The 17,352-nt window shown below is 43.3% G+C and carries 14 protein-coding genes; 7 read left to right on the top strand and 7 right to left on the bottom strand.

What is annotated here, in order from left to right; genetic code table 11:
• Positions 1 to 178 precede the first annotated feature (178 nt).
• The 4 genes from JQC93_RS03780 to JQC93_RS03765 form a co-directional block, all read right to left on the bottom strand.
• On the bottom strand, positions 179 to 1,969 hold the full coding sequence (locus tag JQC93_RS03780; protein ID WP_205157112.1) for an FAD-dependent oxidoreductase: 1,791 nt from the start codon (positions 1,967 to 1,969) through the stop codon (positions 179 to 181).
• Positions 1,970 to 1,972: 3 nt separating this feature from the next.
• The gene (locus JQC93_RS03775; protein WP_205157111.1) at positions 1,973 to 2,188 is read right to left on the bottom strand and encodes a 4Fe-4S dicluster domain-containing protein; all 216 of its coding nucleotides are present in this window, start codon (positions 2,186 to 2,188) and stop codon (positions 1,973 to 1,975) included.
• A gap of 20 nt (positions 2,189 to 2,208) precedes the next feature.
• Positions 2,209 to 3,615 carry a ferredoxin reductase family protein gene (locus JQC93_RS03770; RefSeq protein ID WP_205157110.1) on the bottom strand — a complete coding sequence of 469 codons (1,407 nt, stop codon included), beginning with the start codon at positions 3,613 to 3,615 and terminating at the stop codon, positions 2,209 to 2,211.
• Between the two features lie 129 nt (positions 3,616 to 3,744).
• Positions 3,745 to 4,479, bottom strand: a complete 735-nt coding sequence (locus tag JQC93_RS03765) for an HAD-IIB family hydrolase (RefSeq protein WP_205157109.1) — start codon at positions 4,477 to 4,479, stop codon at positions 3,745 to 3,747.
• A gap of 228 nt (positions 4,480 to 4,707) precedes the next feature.
• Between JQC93_RS03765 and JQC93_RS03760 the strand changes: the two genes are divergently transcribed.
• Complete coding sequence (locus tag JQC93_RS03760; RefSeq protein WP_205157108.1) at positions 4,708 to 5,469, top strand: type 2 periplasmic-binding domain-containing protein; 762 nt, start codon at positions 4,708 to 4,710, stop codon at positions 5,467 to 5,469.
• A 239-nt stretch (positions 5,470 to 5,708) separates the two neighbouring features.
• Here the strand turns inward: JQC93_RS03760 and JQC93_RS03755 are convergent, their stop codons facing one another.
• Together JQC93_RS03755 and JQC93_RS03750 are read right to left on the bottom strand one after the other, a co-directional pair.
• On the bottom strand, positions 5,709 to 6,839 hold the full coding sequence (locus JQC93_RS03755) for a hypothetical protein (protein ID WP_205157107.1): 1,131 nt from the start codon (positions 6,837 to 6,839) through the stop codon (positions 5,709 to 5,711).
• 513 nt (positions 6,840 to 7,352) lie between these two features.
• Entirely contained in the window at positions 7,353 to 7,691 is a 339-nt protein-coding gene (locus tag JQC93_RS03750) for a cytosolic protein (RefSeq protein ID WP_205157106.1), read from the bottom strand.
• Between the two features lie 476 nt (positions 7,692 to 8,167).
• Between JQC93_RS03750 and JQC93_RS03745 the strand changes: the two genes are divergently transcribed.
• The 6 genes from JQC93_RS03745 to JQC93_RS03720 all read left to right on the top strand — a co-directional run bounded on the left by JQC93_RS03745 (position 8,168) and on the right by JQC93_RS03720 (position 13,677).
• Positions 8,168 to 8,872, top strand: coding sequence for a hypothetical protein (locus JQC93_RS03745; RefSeq protein WP_205157105.1), 705 nt, complete (start codon positions 8,168 to 8,170; stop codon positions 8,870 to 8,872).
• On the top strand, positions 8,866 to 11,142 hold the full coding sequence (locus tag JQC93_RS03740; RefSeq protein ID WP_205157104.1) for a DEAD/DEAH box helicase: 2,277 nt from the start codon (positions 8,866 to 8,868) through the stop codon (positions 11,140 to 11,142). The genes JQC93_RS03745 and JQC93_RS03740 overlap by 7 nt, the downstream gene beginning before the upstream one ends.
• A 536-nt stretch (positions 11,143 to 11,678) precedes the next feature.
• Entirely contained in the window at positions 11,679 to 12,269 is a 591-nt protein-coding gene (locus tag JQC93_RS03735; protein WP_205157103.1) for an alpha/beta family hydrolase, read from the top strand.
• On the top strand, positions 12,266 to 12,652 hold the full coding sequence (locus tag JQC93_RS03730) for a DUF423 domain-containing protein (RefSeq protein WP_205157102.1): 387 nt from the start codon (positions 12,266 to 12,268) through the stop codon (positions 12,650 to 12,652). The genes JQC93_RS03735 and JQC93_RS03730 overlap by 4 nt, the downstream gene beginning before the upstream one ends.
• Positions 12,653 to 12,992: 340 nt before the next feature.
• Positions 12,993 to 13,238, top strand: a complete 246-nt coding sequence (locus tag JQC93_RS03725; protein WP_205157101.1) for a hypothetical protein — start codon at positions 12,993 to 12,995, stop codon at positions 13,236 to 13,238.
• Positions 13,239 to 13,539: 301 nt separating this feature from the next.
• Positions 13,540 to 13,677 carry a hypothetical protein gene (locus JQC93_RS03720; protein ID WP_205157100.1) on the top strand — a complete coding sequence of 46 codons (138 nt, stop codon included), beginning with the start codon at positions 13,540 to 13,542 and terminating at the stop codon, positions 13,675 to 13,677.
• 150 nt (positions 13,678 to 13,827) lie between these two features.
• Here the strand turns inward: JQC93_RS03720 and JQC93_RS03715 are convergent, their stop codons facing one another.
• Positions 13,828 to 17,247: a hypothetical protein gene (locus JQC93_RS03715; protein WP_408068581.1), complete on the bottom strand. Its 3,420-nt coding sequence runs from the start codon at positions 17,245 to 17,247 to the stop codon at positions 13,828 to 13,830.
• Positions 17,248 to 17,352 lie beyond the last annotated feature (105 nt).

Raw genomic sequence — 17,352 nt, 5'->3', positions numbered from 1 at the left:
TCGTTTAAGTAGGCCGCTTTGTCGACAACGTATAGCCCTGAAATATTGTCGGAAATAACGACTAGAGAATGGCCATAACGGTGTGAGCCAGGTTAATAGCGCGTTTTTAACCAAAAAAAGAACCCAATAAATTGGGTCCTTTATCCAGTCTTCTTTACAATGTAACCAGTAGAGCTTGTTATATCGTAATTAACTCTCCTGGCTCCGGCCACTGGTCGAATCGTTGTTTTTCAAATTGCATGCTCCCATCTTCCGCTTGAATGATGTTCAACCAGGCTTGCCAGTTTTCATAATCAATGTCTGGACAATCGACACGGTAATGACTGCAGCGGCTTTCCGTTCGTATTATTGAAGCTTTAAGCTTCATTTCGGCGGAGATCAACATATTTTCGGACTCGTGCGCAAGTCGCAGCGCGTGCAAATCGTCAGCAACCAACATTGGCAAATGACTTTCTTGAAGCTCTTCGACATAAGCCAAAGCAGCATTCATCATGCGCTCCTTTTTAATATAAAGAACAAAGTTAGGAATCATCACACCTTGTAAAACTTGCGTCACCCAAGCTGGGCTATATCCGCGTTCACGCTTTAACGGTGCTAAAATTTCTAGCTCAATATTTGCTAACGTAGATTTTGCTGGAAACGCGAGTGTAAGGTTGCGACATTCTCGTGCTGCAGCAATACCAGCTAAATGCCCTTGCACTGCAGAGCCGGCCAATGAGCTACCAATTTGCGTATAAATACCACCAGACATATAAGAGCCAAGGGCATCTCCGGCAGCGTATAGACCTTTAATAGTGCTTTGCCCATACTCGTCAATTGGGACTAACCCTTCCGCTTTGTGTATAGCCATCCCTGCGCTTGATCCGCCGACACGCATACCACTTGTCATGCCTGGAGGCCCACTTGGTTTGTCGCTACTAAAGAAGCTAAATAGCCCTCCTCCTTGCTGAGGTGGACCGCCATCCCCTTCCGGTGGTCGACCCGTTTGGCGAAACTCTGCAGGAGTAAACGGTCCACCGCTATCTGATTGAGAGCTCGTTGGGGGGCCACCCGCGCCTTCTCGTTGTGGTCCTAGTGCGTAAGCTTGATAGTTATCGTCTACACCAAGGTGATGGTTAATCTGAGTGCCAGTAACGTTTGGTTTTTCTTCAATCTGACCGTGCCAGTTGTCGTAACTTGATGCTGAATTCTCAGCCGAACCGGGATGGCCATCATTCCACTCTTTACCCGTCACTTTCGCGCCAATTTTATAGGCCATAATTGTGCCGTCATGGGTAAGGTCACAGACTGGAAAACCGTTTGGTTTAAACGCACCAGCGCCCGTACACATCACAACTGTTTTAGCTCTAAAGTGAACGATTTTTTGCTCATCTAAACTAAACCCAGAGGCTCCCACAACACGGTCTTCATCTTTGATGAGATGCGTGATCATGATGCGTTCATGTAATGGAATATTGCGTTGATTAATTGGCACCATAAACGAGTGATTACACAGCGGCGATTCAAAAAAGCCCCACTGCTTTAACTCTCCCACTCGTGCTGTTGAGTGTTCTGCTAATTGGCGAGTAAACACTGGATTGTTGGTCTCTATGGCAGAGCGACCAACCTTAGCGACAAAGTCGTCAACAGTCATGGTTGGATTGTTGTCGTAACTAAAGATGCCTTTTGCAAAGGGGGTAAGGCCTGAGCTGCCTAAACGTCCTTTTGATACAATCATAGTGCTCGCACCTTCATCAGCAGCACGCACTGCGGCAAACAATCCCGCCATGCCTCCACCAATTACTAATACATCGGTGGTTAATTCTGACACTTCGAAACTGTCCGCATTAATCTTTGGCTGATTGACCTGAGGAGGACGATTAAGATCTATAAGGCCTGCAGTATTTGCAAGTACTGCTGTCGAACCTAACACTCCACCTGCGACTCCCATAAACTGACGTCGGCTCATTTTTGATTCTGATTGACTCATAATTTATCTCCAAGAAACCATAACTGGGATTGTTTTTTCTGGGGTAATGGTAATTGCCCCGACAGGACAATACAGACGACACAAATGACAAATCTGACAATCTTCTGGGTAGGCAATGGTCGCTTTGTGTGTGTTGGGGTCCATTTTGATGACGTCGGTAGGACAGCTTTTTACGCACTCTTTACAACCGATACAGCCCGAAATTTGATTAATAGCCATGAGAATACTTCCTAAATTTTTTAAAACGATAACTGTTCGAAATGCACGCTTTTTGGCTTAATACCAAGCGCTTTAGTGTGTTGTGCAACAGCGTCGATCATTGGGGCTGGACCACAGGCATACACTGCCCAGTCAGGAATCGATTCCATATCGACACTGCTACCAATGGCAAACAAATCGATACGCCCACAATAGGAGGCCTTGGTTGCGGCTTGCTCACTCACAGTAAATAGTCGGAAATTGGGCATACGTCGTTCTAGCCTCTGCAACTCATTAACCATGACCATTTGATCCCAATGTCGATTACCGTAAATCAGTCGAATTGGGCGCGTGTCGCCATTTTCAGCAAGCTGCTTAAGTAGGCCCACCATAGGACCAATACCGGCACCACCTGCGATTAAGGTAATTCCTTTTGCATGAGCAGTTTTTTCCAACGTGAGCTCGCCATACGGGCCATCTACATACACCGCTTGTCCACTATTTAACTGCCCTAACGAGCGGGTAAAATCACCCAACTCTCGAATAATAAATCGAACTTTTGGCAACTCGGAGCGGCATGAGGCAATAGAAAATGGGTGGTAGTCGATATCGTTGGCTTTGCTTGTCGACAACCACACAAACTGACCCGCTTTAAAATCAAAGTCAGCGTGAGGTGCTTCTAACTCTATCTCCCAATCGCTGTCACTGATTTTTTCAATCGACGTTAATTCAAAAGGCGTTTTTGCGAGCGACATAGGCTTCATTAGGTAATTGTACGCGGAGCCTACAACCGCTACCGCACACAAGCCCCACCACCAGACATTAAACAAAGATTGGAACTGACCGTGACTGCCGACGGTAGTTAGGTGTAGCGTGACAAAAATAGCAATCGCGATAAAGCCTATGGTGTGTTGCAGACGCCACATTTGATAGCTCAGTGGCAACCTTTCTTTAAATATGGACATCAGCACCCATGCGATCATCGCTACATACGCAATCACACCGGTAAGCATTTGAGGTTGAGTGAGCACATTCAATACTACGTCTAGCGCCTCGGTCTGACTTTGTAGCAAGCGAGGTGCAAGTATCAGTAAAGGATGCAGTAAAAATACTAAACCGAGCCATTGACCGATTTTTTTATGTTGAGATACGCTTTTATCTATATTGGAGAACAGCGGCGCTCGCTTATAACGTGCGACCAGCGGAAACTGCACAAAAAAGGCCATTCCCGCAATTAGATTCACAACCCCAATTAACGACAAGTAGATCCCTTTCGAATCCATATTTTGAGTTAGCGAAAAGGCGAGTGGCAACGTGATAAGAAAACAGTAACCGGCAATCCAGTAACTGACTGAAAACTTGGAGATTAACTTCGCCCAAAGTGACGGTTTTGTCTCTTTTGCTGAGACCGCATTATGGTCAAGAGTGTCTGTTGGCGTGGCGTTCACAAGCACATCCTCAATGTAGTGTGTATAACCACATTATTGATGCGTAGATTGGGGCAATTATGAAGAAAATGTGGAGATTGCTAGTCACTGCACGAGCAACCTCCTAAGTTGACTATTTTAACATCGATATCAACTCACTGCGTGCGAACGTTGCCAAAACTCAAAACCCTCAATGACGCCGTTAGAATGATGGCCCTTGGCAACATACACTTTTGGCCGCTCTGCTAAATGCGACACCTCAGGGTAATGATTTCCCACCAATACCGCATTAACGCCTGGGAGCGTCAACATAGTGCTGTCATTAGCGGAATCACCAGCCACCACGACTTCTTGAGGTTTAATACCGAGCGAGTCCAGCAAGTATGAAAGTGCCGTGGCCTTATGAATTCCGGCAGGTGTAATGTCTAAGAACCAATCGTGTGAATAAGTTACGTCCACCTTATGATTATTATCAGCCAATACCTCATGTATTGCATCGATGTGCGATGGAACGAGCTTTCCTTCGAAGGTGAGTTTAAACTCGCCTTGATGCAGTCCATTTTGATCACCCACAAAAGGTAAACACTCTAACAGTTGCTCTAGATGTTCTCGATCCCACTGCTGTTGCACGTTGCTATGCCACCCTAGATCCGGACTTAACACTTTACCATGGTGCAGTTGAGTGCCAACATCGCTAATGATGCTTGTCGGTGCAGGGTAATCACCACTGGACAGCCCATCACAAATAGAAGGTAAAGTACGCCCCGTGGCAACCACAAAACTTAACGCATGGTTTCGCTCGATAAACTGCTTAAAGTCAGTAACTAACGACGCTTTCCCGCCTGAAATAGTGCCGTCAAAATCGCACACAAGCATTTTAATCATTTTTATGTCCCCTAGCCTTTTCAGCAAGCTTTCCTCACATTTAAAGCCAGCACAAGAAAATTATTGGAGGAGTCGTTACTTTTGCTATCGTCCTGACATTTGGTGCAATTAATACGCTGTATACGAGTGACATTTTATTGAGATATGACTCTCAACTTTTTAAGAAACCGCTTTCTTTAGGGCCATGCTCAACGCAAGATCACAGCAAGAAAACGAAAGGAATAACCAATGATTCAATTTTGGAACGGGAATAAAACGGCAGCTCGTCAAGCCCATGAATACGAACTGGTTTCTGAGCTTTTAAGCAGCAGAGAGATCCACAATGATCTAACCGACTACCCTAACGCTGAAGACGAAAGTAACATCTTTCATAACGGTGCAGATTTACTCGTTACCGTAGCAGGCAATCCCAAGTTTGCTCCAGGGACGTTTATCGAAGTTGCGCCACCGCTGTGCTTTGGATTGCTAGGGTGCCGGTTGCTGATTACCCGAAAAATCGATGTTCAGTTTGACTACATGACCCAGTTAGAACTCAAGCAAAAGATCGCTGGTGTCCCTGCAACATGGGCCGACGCCACATTACTGCGTGACAACGGCTGCACTGTGTTGGAAGAAGGTGATATCGAACATATTCTAACTTCCATCTCACAAGGAAATGCCGATTATCTCTCTTTAGGTGCCAATGAAGTGCACGCAGTATTTGACCAATTTAAATCGCGCTTTCCCGATCTCCATATTCACCCAGAAACGATGATTTACTATCCATTGCCACTTGTATTCTATGTCTCACCAGAACAACCAGAGCTCGCAGAACGCCTTTCAAAATGCATGCGTCGTATGTATCGTTCAGGTGACCTTTTAGGATTGTTGAAAGCGCATTATGGGGAGAGCATTCAAGCGTCATACATAGATAAGAAACATTGCGTGAAGCTCGACAATCCAGCTTTAACTGAAGAACAGAATCAATGGCCTTGTATATTTTTATCTTAGTAGCGCCAATACCCGTTGCTATCACAGTTTAGAATCGGTGGTACAGACACTTTTGAATGTTGTTTGAGAACGCATATTGTGTAAAGTGACCAACTTTCAGACGTACCATCCAGCGCCGATAACTTTAGAAAAAGTGTCTAGAAAACTAATATGGGGAAACACATTAGTCTATAGTCCATGATGTGAAGTCTATTGAAGAGGTGGATAACCAAAAGTTACTCCACCTCTGAATAGTTAACCTAATTTGCTACCGTTAACTCAAGATAATGCGTATTAACAGGCGCAGCATAGATTGCCTTTAATACGGCCGCAGCCGAAGTACTCCAAGCACCATTTGAATCGCCAAAGCCCTCGAAGTGGTTCCCCAACCCTACGATATGAGCAACCTCATGAACGATGAGTTCGTGGTCTACTTTATGTACATTGTTACACAGGTCATTTGCCTGCCCTAGATTTACCCACATCCACTGCTTTGGACTAAAGTAACCGTCCTTATCAACCAAATAGGTCTGAACATCCATGATGTAAGGGCCGTTAGTGGCATTCCCTTTATAAAAATCACATTTACCGGCTTCAATAACCGAAGAGTCGAAGTTAGTACCGAACGAGATGACTACCCCACCAGCAACACCGTCTTCAGCAATTAATTTCTCATACGTATCGCGCGCAGTTGGGCCAGTATTTGGCAAACCCAAAGAAGGTTCATAACCGTCCCATAAATTATGCGCGATACCTCGAGTTTCAGAGGCAAAGGTGTAACGAGAAAAATCAGCATGTCGGATCTTAATTTTCCCAGACTCATCAAATTGGAAGATCCGTTGTCCCGCATCCGCTTCAATTTGTTCCAGTGCTTTTATTATGGCGTTTTGGCGTGCCAGCGTGTATTCACTGCTCAAGTTAATATAAACGGGCAGTAGCTCTACCTCAGGATCGTTAACCTCACTCGCCGTACGATACCGAACAGTACGAAGCTCTTCATAGCTTAAGTCCAATGCATCGCGATGAGACTCCCAATCTGAATCAATCAAGCCATTCTCACCGTACTTCTGCATACACAACGGTGTATAAGCAGAGCATCGCTCAGTATCTTCGTGACGGTACTTAGCACTAACGTAACTGGCCCCATTAGAAAAATCATATCGCCAGAAAGTGTCGGAATCCTCAATGGTTAATAAGTCGTCAGGAACACAGTCATTACCCTTCTGATAACGACACGGATCCAATGCAACGAAATACTTTTGCTGTGATAGCTTTGCGTTCTTCTGCACAAACGCATCATTGATAGTAGGATTGTATTCATTGTCACTATCACTATCACAACCCGTTAACGCCAATGCAGTCACTGTAAGTAGCCAACTGATTTTTTTCATTATGTTGTTCCCAAATATACCGAATACTCACATGGGGCGAGTAAAAAGAAGTGTGCTTGTGAGTGTATATTTGTAATAGATAAGCTGACTTGTATGAGACATAACAAAAGCTTATAACTTTACTGATTGGTATCTAAAGAGTTTCCGTTGATAGTAATAGAGTAATAATAAGAAAAGGTGGGCATCATTCGAGTCAGAGTGCCACATACTCTCTGAGCATGCGTACTCACTTTTTGTTAGAAATAGGCATTCTCTTTAAAAACATGAGCATCATTTAGAATTATCCATGCTTTGATTTGTGACCCTTTTGCAAGCGTCCGAATTTAGATTCCTTGCTCGGTTGAAAACGTTTCGCTGCACTGCCCTATTTAAAGCCATGTCTAAAGCTCGCCTGCGAACAGCGACTGCGCTTTTCATGTTCAAGCTAGGAACTCCAATCAACTCTCACCCAGTTAATAAACGAACCACGTGCTGATAAACAGTTACAGAAGCTTAATCGCCAATTTCACTTATTCAATCTATTCGAGTAATAAAGGTTTGCTCGTCATTCACAAAAGCCACAAAGCCGCCGTGATAAATAAAGACCCGACCACGTCCTTCAACTAAGCAGGCAAGCTGAGGGTTCAAATCTTCTTCATTATCTTTGCTTTTAAAGGTACCGGTATCGGTGATTACGCCGCTATATGTAGGCAAGTATCCATAAGTGCGTTTGGCTTGATCAATCAGGTTCAATTCGCTGGTAGCAGAGAAGCAAGACGGTATGGCGCCAGCGTCTTCAATAAATAGAGTTTTTAGTTCTTCAAAAGCGGTTATGACTAGCCAGTCGATACCGTTAACTTGATGGATAAACATTGATTTTCTCGAAATTTTTGTTGCCGAGATTTTATCACCATCACAGTGGTACATAGTAGAGATTTAATGACTAAAGTTAGTATTTCTGTGCGAATAGCAATCATGCCCTAGGTCCGCATCAAATTCGACTTTCTCTAAGGGCACGTTTGGTCGTGGTAGTTGACAACAAGGTTCTGCCCCTAAATGAGTTGCAATCAGCACCAGAGCGAATGGAGGGCAAAAGGCCAAACCTGACCCTTGTCATTTTTTGCTATCAGAGCTATTTAGTAATTGCTTCTGATGATGTTTCCCAATGGCTGAGGCTCCTAGATGTGATATTGATGAGCGCATTTAATGATATAAATCGTGATTTATATCAATAATATATTGGGTTTATAAAAAACAGCCAATGCTACTATACACATAATAGATAACCTTGAACGGTTGCAGTTTCAATCTTGAAGCAACCATTCATATAGATTGGTTAGGTGATGCATTTGGACAAAATTGATAAAGAATGGGGATGTACCCATTCTCGTTACCACGACAGCAGCAACGTCAAAGCATGTATTGTGGCTGTTTCCGATTTAGACAAGATCTCTGAAAAACTAACTTCGGCAGTGCTTGATTCTTCATGGATGCTTGATCTAGATAAAGGTACCAGAAGGACTTATGAATATACAGCTAGAGATACCGCTAATGCTTTAGTGGAGATCTTTAAGAAGTTTTCTGATGACCATCAATTAGGTGCTGAGTTTGGCGAAGTTATGGTTTCTATCAGTTCAGCTCGTTCATTATCAGTTATCTTTGATCATCTAGCATTACCTATCGCCGAGATATGGAAACCTCAGCTAAAACAAAATGAAGGTTTTGATTTCCACACCGAGTGTACAGAACAGCTAATAAACTTTGGTGAGGCAAAATTTTCTGGGAGTGTAAACCCTCATGGTAAAGCAATACCACAAGCAGAAGGCTTCATTAATGAAGAAAAGCATTTTAGGGATCGAGTACATTTAGTCAATTTAGCGTCCCCAAAATCTATAGAGAATTTGGACGATGACAAGTTTGGTGCCATAGCTGCATTTTCTATAAATTCAAAAGATCACAATTCAATAATGGATAATGCAATAGAAAGTATTCAGGAGTCTGGACTGTTTGAAAAAGTTCAATGTGCTTACGTTATTGGAGTTGTTGTATGTTAGATATTAGAAGCATTAAGGCAGATGCTCGCCCGAAAGCTAGTGTTGGCGAATTAATAGAAACACTTCATAAAGATGGCCCAGTGGATCGTGAAGTCATACAGGCGTTAACCTATTACAAACTGTTTCATTCTGAAGTTTTTAAAAGCTTTGAATCTAAGGTGCTTTCAGTTCTTGGATTGTTTTATAAAGATGAGAATCCAGCGGACTTATATTCTTTTTTATTGGCAGGAATTGGAAGAGAAAACAAAAAAAGATTTGGTGAATGGCTTACCCCAGTTCAAGCGAGTGTGCGATTAGCGGTAGAAGAAAATCGATACACCTCAATATCAGCGCCAACCAGTGCAGGTAAATCTTTTTCTCTAAGGGATTATATTTTTGAGCAAGAAGAAGATAGCGTAATAGTTGTTCCATCTCGAGCACTTATTGCTGAGTATATGGCGACCTTGAGGGAGCGTTTTAAGGACAATAAGCAGGTTATGATCTCTTCCTTTGTTGATTGCGTGTTTACAAGCAGAAAGTTGCGACGAATTTTCGTTCTCACCCCTGAGCGCGCTAGAGAAATTTTTTCACATAAAGACAAATTAAATATATCGTTATTCTTTTTTGATGAGGCTCAAGTATCAGAAGAAGCTGAAAGAGGGGTTATTTTTGATGTTTTAGTAAGGCGAGTTAAGGCTGCCTACCCAGAAGCAAAACTAGTCTTTGCACATCCTTTTGTAGATAACCCTGACGCCCAAATGAAGAAGCATGCGTTAGACGAGAGTCAGGCGTATTCTCGGTCATACCCCCATAATACTGTTGGTAAAGCATTTGTATTTGGTCACAGTAACAAGAAAGACTACTATTTCTCACCGTATAAAGAGCAAGGTCATCATGTAAAGAATAGTATTCAATTGAATGAAAAATTTGAGAAAGTTGCTTTCAATGGTATTCATACAGTTCTGGTTTTTGTGTCTAAAGCGTCATTATATCGAGGAGACTTTATTGATGATTTTCAGAAGTATGTCGACCGATTTGGCTTAATTGAAGATGAATCTGCAAAATCTATAATTCAAGAGGTTGAATTGTTGATTGGAGCAAATGAGCAAGAGCATCGTTCTAATCTTGTTAGTTTGCTAAGAAAAGGGGTAGTCATTCATCATGGTTCTGTACCTCTTGAAGTGAGGTTCCTGATTGAAGAATTTATCAGGCAGGGGCATGCAAAAATTTGCTTTGCCACTAGTACACTAGCCCAAGGTATCAACATGCCATTCGATGTTGTTTGGTTAGACAATATGAGAATGCAGGGTGGTGATGAAGAAGACAAAGCACTAGCATTCAAAAATTTGATAGGACGTAGTGGGCGACTTTCTAACGGGGCAGTGTTTGATTTTGGGTATGTATATACAAAGAGTCCTATATTACTTTCATCGCGTTTAAATACACCATTTACTTTATCTGAAGAGTCACTTCTCGAACAAGATATAGAAGGCTTGGATGATGAAAGAGAGCTTATTTCTTCAATAATCGAAGGTACATTTGATGAGGATATGAATCTTCCTTTAACTAAAGTGGATAGGCTCTCAACGAAAGAAGCCCTAGAGCTAATGGAGTCCGTTTTATATTTTATGTATGAAGATGGATTTGGAGCAAAGCTGTTTGGCAGGGACAACAGAGAAAATAGGCTAGTTACAAAAGACTGTCTAAGGGCTATTTATGAAATCTCGCTAGGTAGAGCTTTGTTTTCTGGAGAGAAGAACGTCTTTGATACTGCAATTGAAATATTCTTTCATTTGATTCAGGGACGAAGCTTTAAGGAAATTGTAGGAATTAGGTATAGTTATATTTCAAACAGAGGCAAAAACCAAAACTTGGATGCCAACTTCGTTCAGCCTGCGAATAAACTACCAGATAGTGGGTTATTTAATGAATATCCACTGTTTAAGAATACAAAATCAAAGGATGTGAGTTACGATGCTGTCGTATTTGATACCTACGATTATTTGGATACGGTAATCTCATTTTCTTTATCAGACGTGCTTATCGGAGCTTTTAGTATTTATCATAATCATACTAAAGATACCAAGGCGTTAAAGATGGTAGAGCTATTAAAGTACGGCACTAACGATACGGTCCATACATTGTTGCTACGGTATGGATTTCCTCCAGAAGAGGTTAAAGAAATATCAATGTACGTAGAATCAATTTCTGAAGAAAATATCTTGTTTAAACCAGATGTTATTGGTTCCCCAGATAATGTGAGTGAACTCGTAGACTGGTACCTACCATAAGGCTGCAGGCGGAATCAACAGACAGCGCGGATCTGTGGGGGCAGGTCATTGCTTATGCCCTGATACTTTCTACATACATTTACTAACCTTATACGGGAGAGCTAGTCTGTAAAGTCTAGCTCACTTTTGTCCAAAAGCTTCTTAAAGCGGAAGTCGTATTCCAGAATTACCCCATTTCAAGTTTCAAGACAAGTTACGCAATCGCCAGTAACTCTTTGTTCAATAAAAAAGCTAATGTCATTTGGTTTGGAAAATCTCGCTATGAGCAAAAAACGGTGTAAGAAAAAACAACTACTCAAAGGGGTGCTGTAGGGTCAGTACGATGAACGCGTGTGATTCAATTTAAGATGGGTTATGCGATGACGCAGGGATATGGTTAATACGCTGCGACCAAACTGGCAAATAGAATTTGGAAATGGCCCCGGTCATCGACTTACCTTTAAATCGAGTTCAATGTACTATTACCCCCAACTTTTTCAGAAAAAAGAATGTATTAGGCGAATGGCTGATGCAATACGTTAATTAAGAGGAACCCTATGGTGTGGGCTGAGTTTATGTTTGCGCATGGCGCGGGCGCAGGGATGGAGAGCGAGTTCATGCAAACGATATCTGCAAAGCTTCGCGAGCGTGGCGTGGCAGTGCGTTTGTTTGATTTTCCCTACATGCAAAAAGCCAAAGCGCTCGCTAAGCGCCGTCCACCGGATAAAATGGATAAGCTTGAGCAAGCCTTTTTCGATGAGATAGCTAAGCGCGATGTTGATTTACCGTTATTCATTGGTGGCAAATCCATGGGTGGACGTGTGGCGTCGATGATTGTCGAAAACACGCAAGCACAGGGGTGCATTTGCCTTGGTTATCCGTTTCATCCCCCAGGCAAGCCTGAGAAATTAAGAACTGAACATTTGCACACAATGAGCAAACCGCTACTGGTAATTCAAGGCGAGAAAGACACTTTTGGTAAACGCGCTGAAGTGGAAGCGTATTCGTTGTCGAGCGCCATTGACGTTCTGTTTTTGACCGATGGTGACCACAGCTTTAAACCAAATAAACGCTCTGTTGCGACCCTAGAAAGCAATATAGATGCCGCGGTAGATGCCATGGTGTCGTTTATGGAGAACCATCGATGAGAATATTAGGACTGCTTGCTGCGCTACTAGGATTAACTGGGGTGGCTCTTGGTGCATTTGCTGCACATGGACTGAAAGCATATTTAGCACCAGAGTCACTTGAGGTTTTTACAACCGGTGTCCATTACCAAATGATGCACGCACTCGCCGTGTTAGCGTTGGTGGGCGTATATCAGGGTATTCCTGATAAAAAACTCATTTGGGCAGGGCGCTGGATGGTGGTGGGCGTGTTGCTATTTAGCGGCAGTTTGTACCTTCTGGCCACCACTTCCATTCGCTGGTTTGGTCCCATCACTCCATTGGGTGGCGTCGGTTTTTTAATTGGTTGGGCGCTAGTGGCGTTAACTTTTTTAAAGTCTACTGACTCACGCCTAAACCGTTAAAGGTACCTTATAATCATGCTCTCGCACACTCTACATGAGTGCTTTCGATTTCTTTGTGCTTCGGCAAATTGGCAGCTGTAGTGAACTTAGGTGTGCGCAGTATGTCATTGCTATAGAGATGATCTGTTCCTATAAAGCTGGGCATTCGGTTAAGTATTTTTGCCGCACCAACAGTTATGCATGGATTGCTACATTTTTTCCGAAACTCGTTGCTGTCCAATAGTTTGTATCGTCACATTGCGTCAACGCAAATTAAGATACAAAAACAAAGGATAGTGTTAGTGTATAGCTCTCTTTCAAACACCAGCAACTAGGCTGAACACTCAATGGCTAAAGGATAATGAAGTCGAATTTAGAGCTTAAATTAGTAGCTGTAGCTATTGTAATAGCGCTGCTAAACATCATAGCGCACCTACTAATGAGCGAGTTTTTTCACGATTTCCCATTGCTCGAATACTCTCTGGCCTCCATCCCTATCATGATGCTGTTGTTATGTCTTGGGGCGCTCCGCGCAGCAACTCGCGCATGGCGAAATGAAAATGAACAAAATAACCGAAGCATGTCGGCAAGTGATGATGGCTCCTAAGAAACACAGTATCAATGTGAGTCTCGCAGTGATTAACAAGCTCTAGCAGGAACAAAAGCTCAACATCAGAACGCTTACTACTAAATATTCACATTCAGCAAAAATCGACGTAAAAGACAAAAGCACTGAACCTGCCTAGAATGTAAACGCTTCTGGGATTCCCATTCGCGAGTATAAACGCCCAAGGCTAATCACTTTGGACTTTTTATTGTGGTGGTAAAGTAGCATTCGACGACAAATGTTCAAATGCTATCAACACTCTTGAGTTAACGGGTAAAACACAATAACTAGGTGACGCATCATGAGTAGCACACTGGTATTACTTACTATTCTGGTAACCGGCGTAATCATCGGTTTATTAGCACTGTATTCGCCACAGCTTTCTAAATGGAGTCACGATAAAGTGCGCGAAGCACAAAAAAACAAAGACCAACGTTAACCTTAATGGACGTCTATGTGGTCACTTAGTTGGGCGTTTACAACACCTAAAATTATCCGTGCAAAGCTAATTTAGTACGGGTCACGGTCAAAAATTAAAGACAAAAAAAAGCCAGTGACAAGTCACTGGCTTTTCTATCTTGTGAATGTTCTACGCGATTGACACTTCAACACGTAACACTTTTCCGTCACGATTGAAAATAGACGACGATACTTCCTTAGTAAGCGTCATGTCTGACATAGACAATGACTCACCATTGGCCAATATAACCGTAATTGCACTATCCTGAGCAGCCGTGTACACAAAAGGTACTTGGCAATAGCTATAGCCAAGTTGGCCTGCCGCTAGTTCAATGTCACAGGTTTCACCTTGAACGTTTTGGAATTGATAAACCGCTTTTTCTTGCAACAGTTCATCGCGGTTTAACAACGTTGGTGAAATACTGACTTGCCCACCTTCGACAAATAGACCCAATTCGACAAAGCGCGTTAAGATTTCTTCTTTCACCTGGCCTGTCATACCCGGTTGTTGAGCGCCGGCTTGTTTTGGCGTGTGAGAGTATGGGTCAGTTGGGAATGCACCATAGTTTTCAGCACTCTTATTAAAACCAATACCATCGCGCACTCGGTAGTAGTATTTAGCAAGCCCTGCCACTACCTCACTTGGTGCATCTTGTTCCAATGCGAGCAAGTAGTTTTCTTGAGTCGCAAGCAACAGTTTTGACACCATATGCCAGTAGATACACCCCAAACCTTCGTAACCAAACATAGTACCAGAACGGCCAGTAAAGGCTTTGTGGTTAAAGACCTCTTCAAAGATGCCTTCTACCTGCTGCCAATCTTGCTCTGAAGCATCAACATAATCGCCTTTTACTTTCACAATGGCGTCACGCAGGTAACCTACATTTTCAAACTGCGCGTTAAAGTGCAATGCGCCATTTAGGTCAGCTTCGACCAGTCGACGATCGCCGTTTTCTAGCATGCTTGATAGCAGCTTACTTTGCTCAAGGGTTGCTGCTGGGATCTGGTTTTTAGCCAAGAAGCTCGATAGGTCGCGATCTGGATACAACATAAAGCTGTCTTGATCTTCTCGGTACATCTCACTAGCAAACAGCGTTTCGATTAACTCAATGCTTTGTTCTGGCGTTAGTAGCCCAGAACTCAGTACCGACACCTGCCCTTCCAACATTGGGTACAGCTCTTCAATGTTCAGTGCATTATCGGTGTAAGTGAGAATGTTGTATGCGTTGTACAATCCATCTTCACGTAAGTTATTACGAATGCTGCTGTCTAAAATCTCCAAACTAACAGTCAGTAACTCCGACACTGTCTGGGTGTCTATAGATTGTTTACCACTAAAGCCCGCTTCATACACGTTAACGCGGTATAGCTCGGCCGCACCTGCCAATTGCTTAAGCACTAGCATACGACGCTCACCATCCATTTCGCCTTCAGAGATCGCTTGAGACGTCTCATTCAAAATGGTAGAGGTGGTGTTAATCCACTGTACAACCTCAGCCGACAATTGTGCGTTGCTTGGCAATGCCGCGACAATTTGCTGCATAAACGCTACATAGCGACGCATATAGTACAAGGTCACCATTGATAGGCCGTTACCGACAATGGCATTGTTGGCGTCGTTCCATTCTGGGCGTTGGGTGTTGAGCCAAATACCACCATCAACCACCAAGTTACTCAGTTTGCTAAGTAATGGAACAAGCACTTTCTCAAGCAAGTTCACTTGGTAAACCGTGTCATCGCTATTTAGCATCAAACGACCGTCACTGCCAAGTTTCGCGACTTTCTCGTCAATAAAATCTTGCTTCTGCTGGTTAAAGCTTACGGTGTCTTTAGGGTTAGCGAACAAGCCGTCAACGCCACAGATTTCGTATGGAACATGTGCGTAGCTAAACTGGTCTTCAGTCAGCATGTTGATCAATGCTTCACGATCAAATTTGTCTGCCAGTTCTAGGAACTTAAGCAAATAAATGATCTGATGATCACCCCAGTATCCGATGTTGCTCCACGGGTCTGTTGGGTCAAGGATCTCCCAATCGATACCTTGTTTGGTAATGCGGTATGGATTGTAACCATCGGCAGTAGAGGCATTCACAAACTTAGCGATAAACGACCCAATAAAACCTGGGTAGCTTAATGCCATTGCTTCCCAGTTTTGGAAGATGTCACGCCAGTTGCCTTGGTAAGACAATAGACGATCGCCGTTTTCATCTTTTAGCTTAATTTCGTAGTGGTTCCATGGACGACTTGGGTCACCATGACGTCGGCCAAAGGTTAGCGGTAAGTATTCGTAACAAAGACGAACCAGTTGTTGATCACCGGTTTTCTTAGCTGCAGCAATCAACTCTGCATGAGTCAATTCGCTTTCTAAATTGCTCACAAACTCGGTTTGATTTTGCATGACCTGCTGGTTGTAGGCAGTCAGCGTTTTCACTACGTCTGCTTTATCTATCTGGTAGTTGTTTTCAATTACGCCGCCGCGCATGTTATTAAACAGCACGTTCGCATAGTGGTGAACGGTAGTGTTCTCTTGAGCCGTGCACTGCCAAGCATCCGCACCAGACATAAGGTTAACCAGTTCTGTTTGGTTCTCGGTGATACTTTGTTCAACCAAACGCGCTGTGTCCACAGGCACTTTTAGAGTATCGCGTAGTTGTGCGACGTCTTTATGGCTTTTATCGATATCGGCCACAATGCTCCAGCTGTTACTGCTGCCCGCACCAAGAGCGACGGTTTTATGGATCAAGTAACTGCCACGAACACCTTTAGTGAGTGTTTCGGCCGTGATCGCGCGCCCTTTTCTAAATGCCGTAACTTGCTGGCTGCTAAGTAACACTTGGCTTGCGTCGCTATCGATGCTAAAGACCGTTGTCGCCAATAGTGATTCAGCAGGGTCAGCTCGATCGCTCAGTTTGGCGTACATGGTGTAAAGCGCAAGGCTTGAATCTTCGACCTTTTCGTTCCATTTGTAGGCATCAACCAATGCGCTACGCGTTTGCAATGCGCCTAGCGGTGCACCTGGTGGTAAAAGGTTCTGAATACCGTCGAGCATTTCAACTTCAACAGTAGCTTGGGTAAGGTTGGTTAGCTCTGAGCGACGCACGAAACCAAATTGCTCACTGCTGCTCCAGCTATATTGAAAACGAAGCCCTAGAGAGTGGTTCGTTTCTTCAAAAACAATTTTGTCGCCAATGGCATTTTTATAGAGGTTACGTTCAACCTCGTATAAGCCGTCATGATGAGGGTTAAACGGTTCCCACATCGATACGCCACTTTGTTGACGAACTTTAAAAATAGATTTTGCGCCGGTGTTGTCAGCACTTTCGTGAATGTAGTCTACCGACTTGTATGGAAATAGAGCATTTTCGGGGCGAATTCGACCCGCAGACAGTGAACCGGTCGATGAAATAAACAACCAATGGTCACTGGCGGAAACCACACTGATAAAAAATGGGTTCATATGATCGACATTGCCGATCTTGTAGAAACGCTCATTATTGAGCGTGACAAACTCACCTTGAACGGTGGTATTAGGTGCTGCTTGCATTGTCATGAAATGCTCCAAAAATTAAAAATAAAAAATTTCGTCTTTAGAAAGGAGCAATACATGTTGCTTAATACACTCTCCAAAGATTCTGAGATAATTGTTGTTTACCAT

Origin of the sequence: Vibrio ulleungensis (assembly GCF_016900875.1) — a bacterium.
Lineage (GTDB): Bacteria > Pseudomonadota > Gammaproteobacteria > Enterobacterales > Vibrionaceae > Vibrio > Vibrio ulleungensis.
The sequence above is the reverse complement of the archived record's forward strand: the minus strand, read 5'-3'. Positions and strand labels throughout refer to the sequence as shown.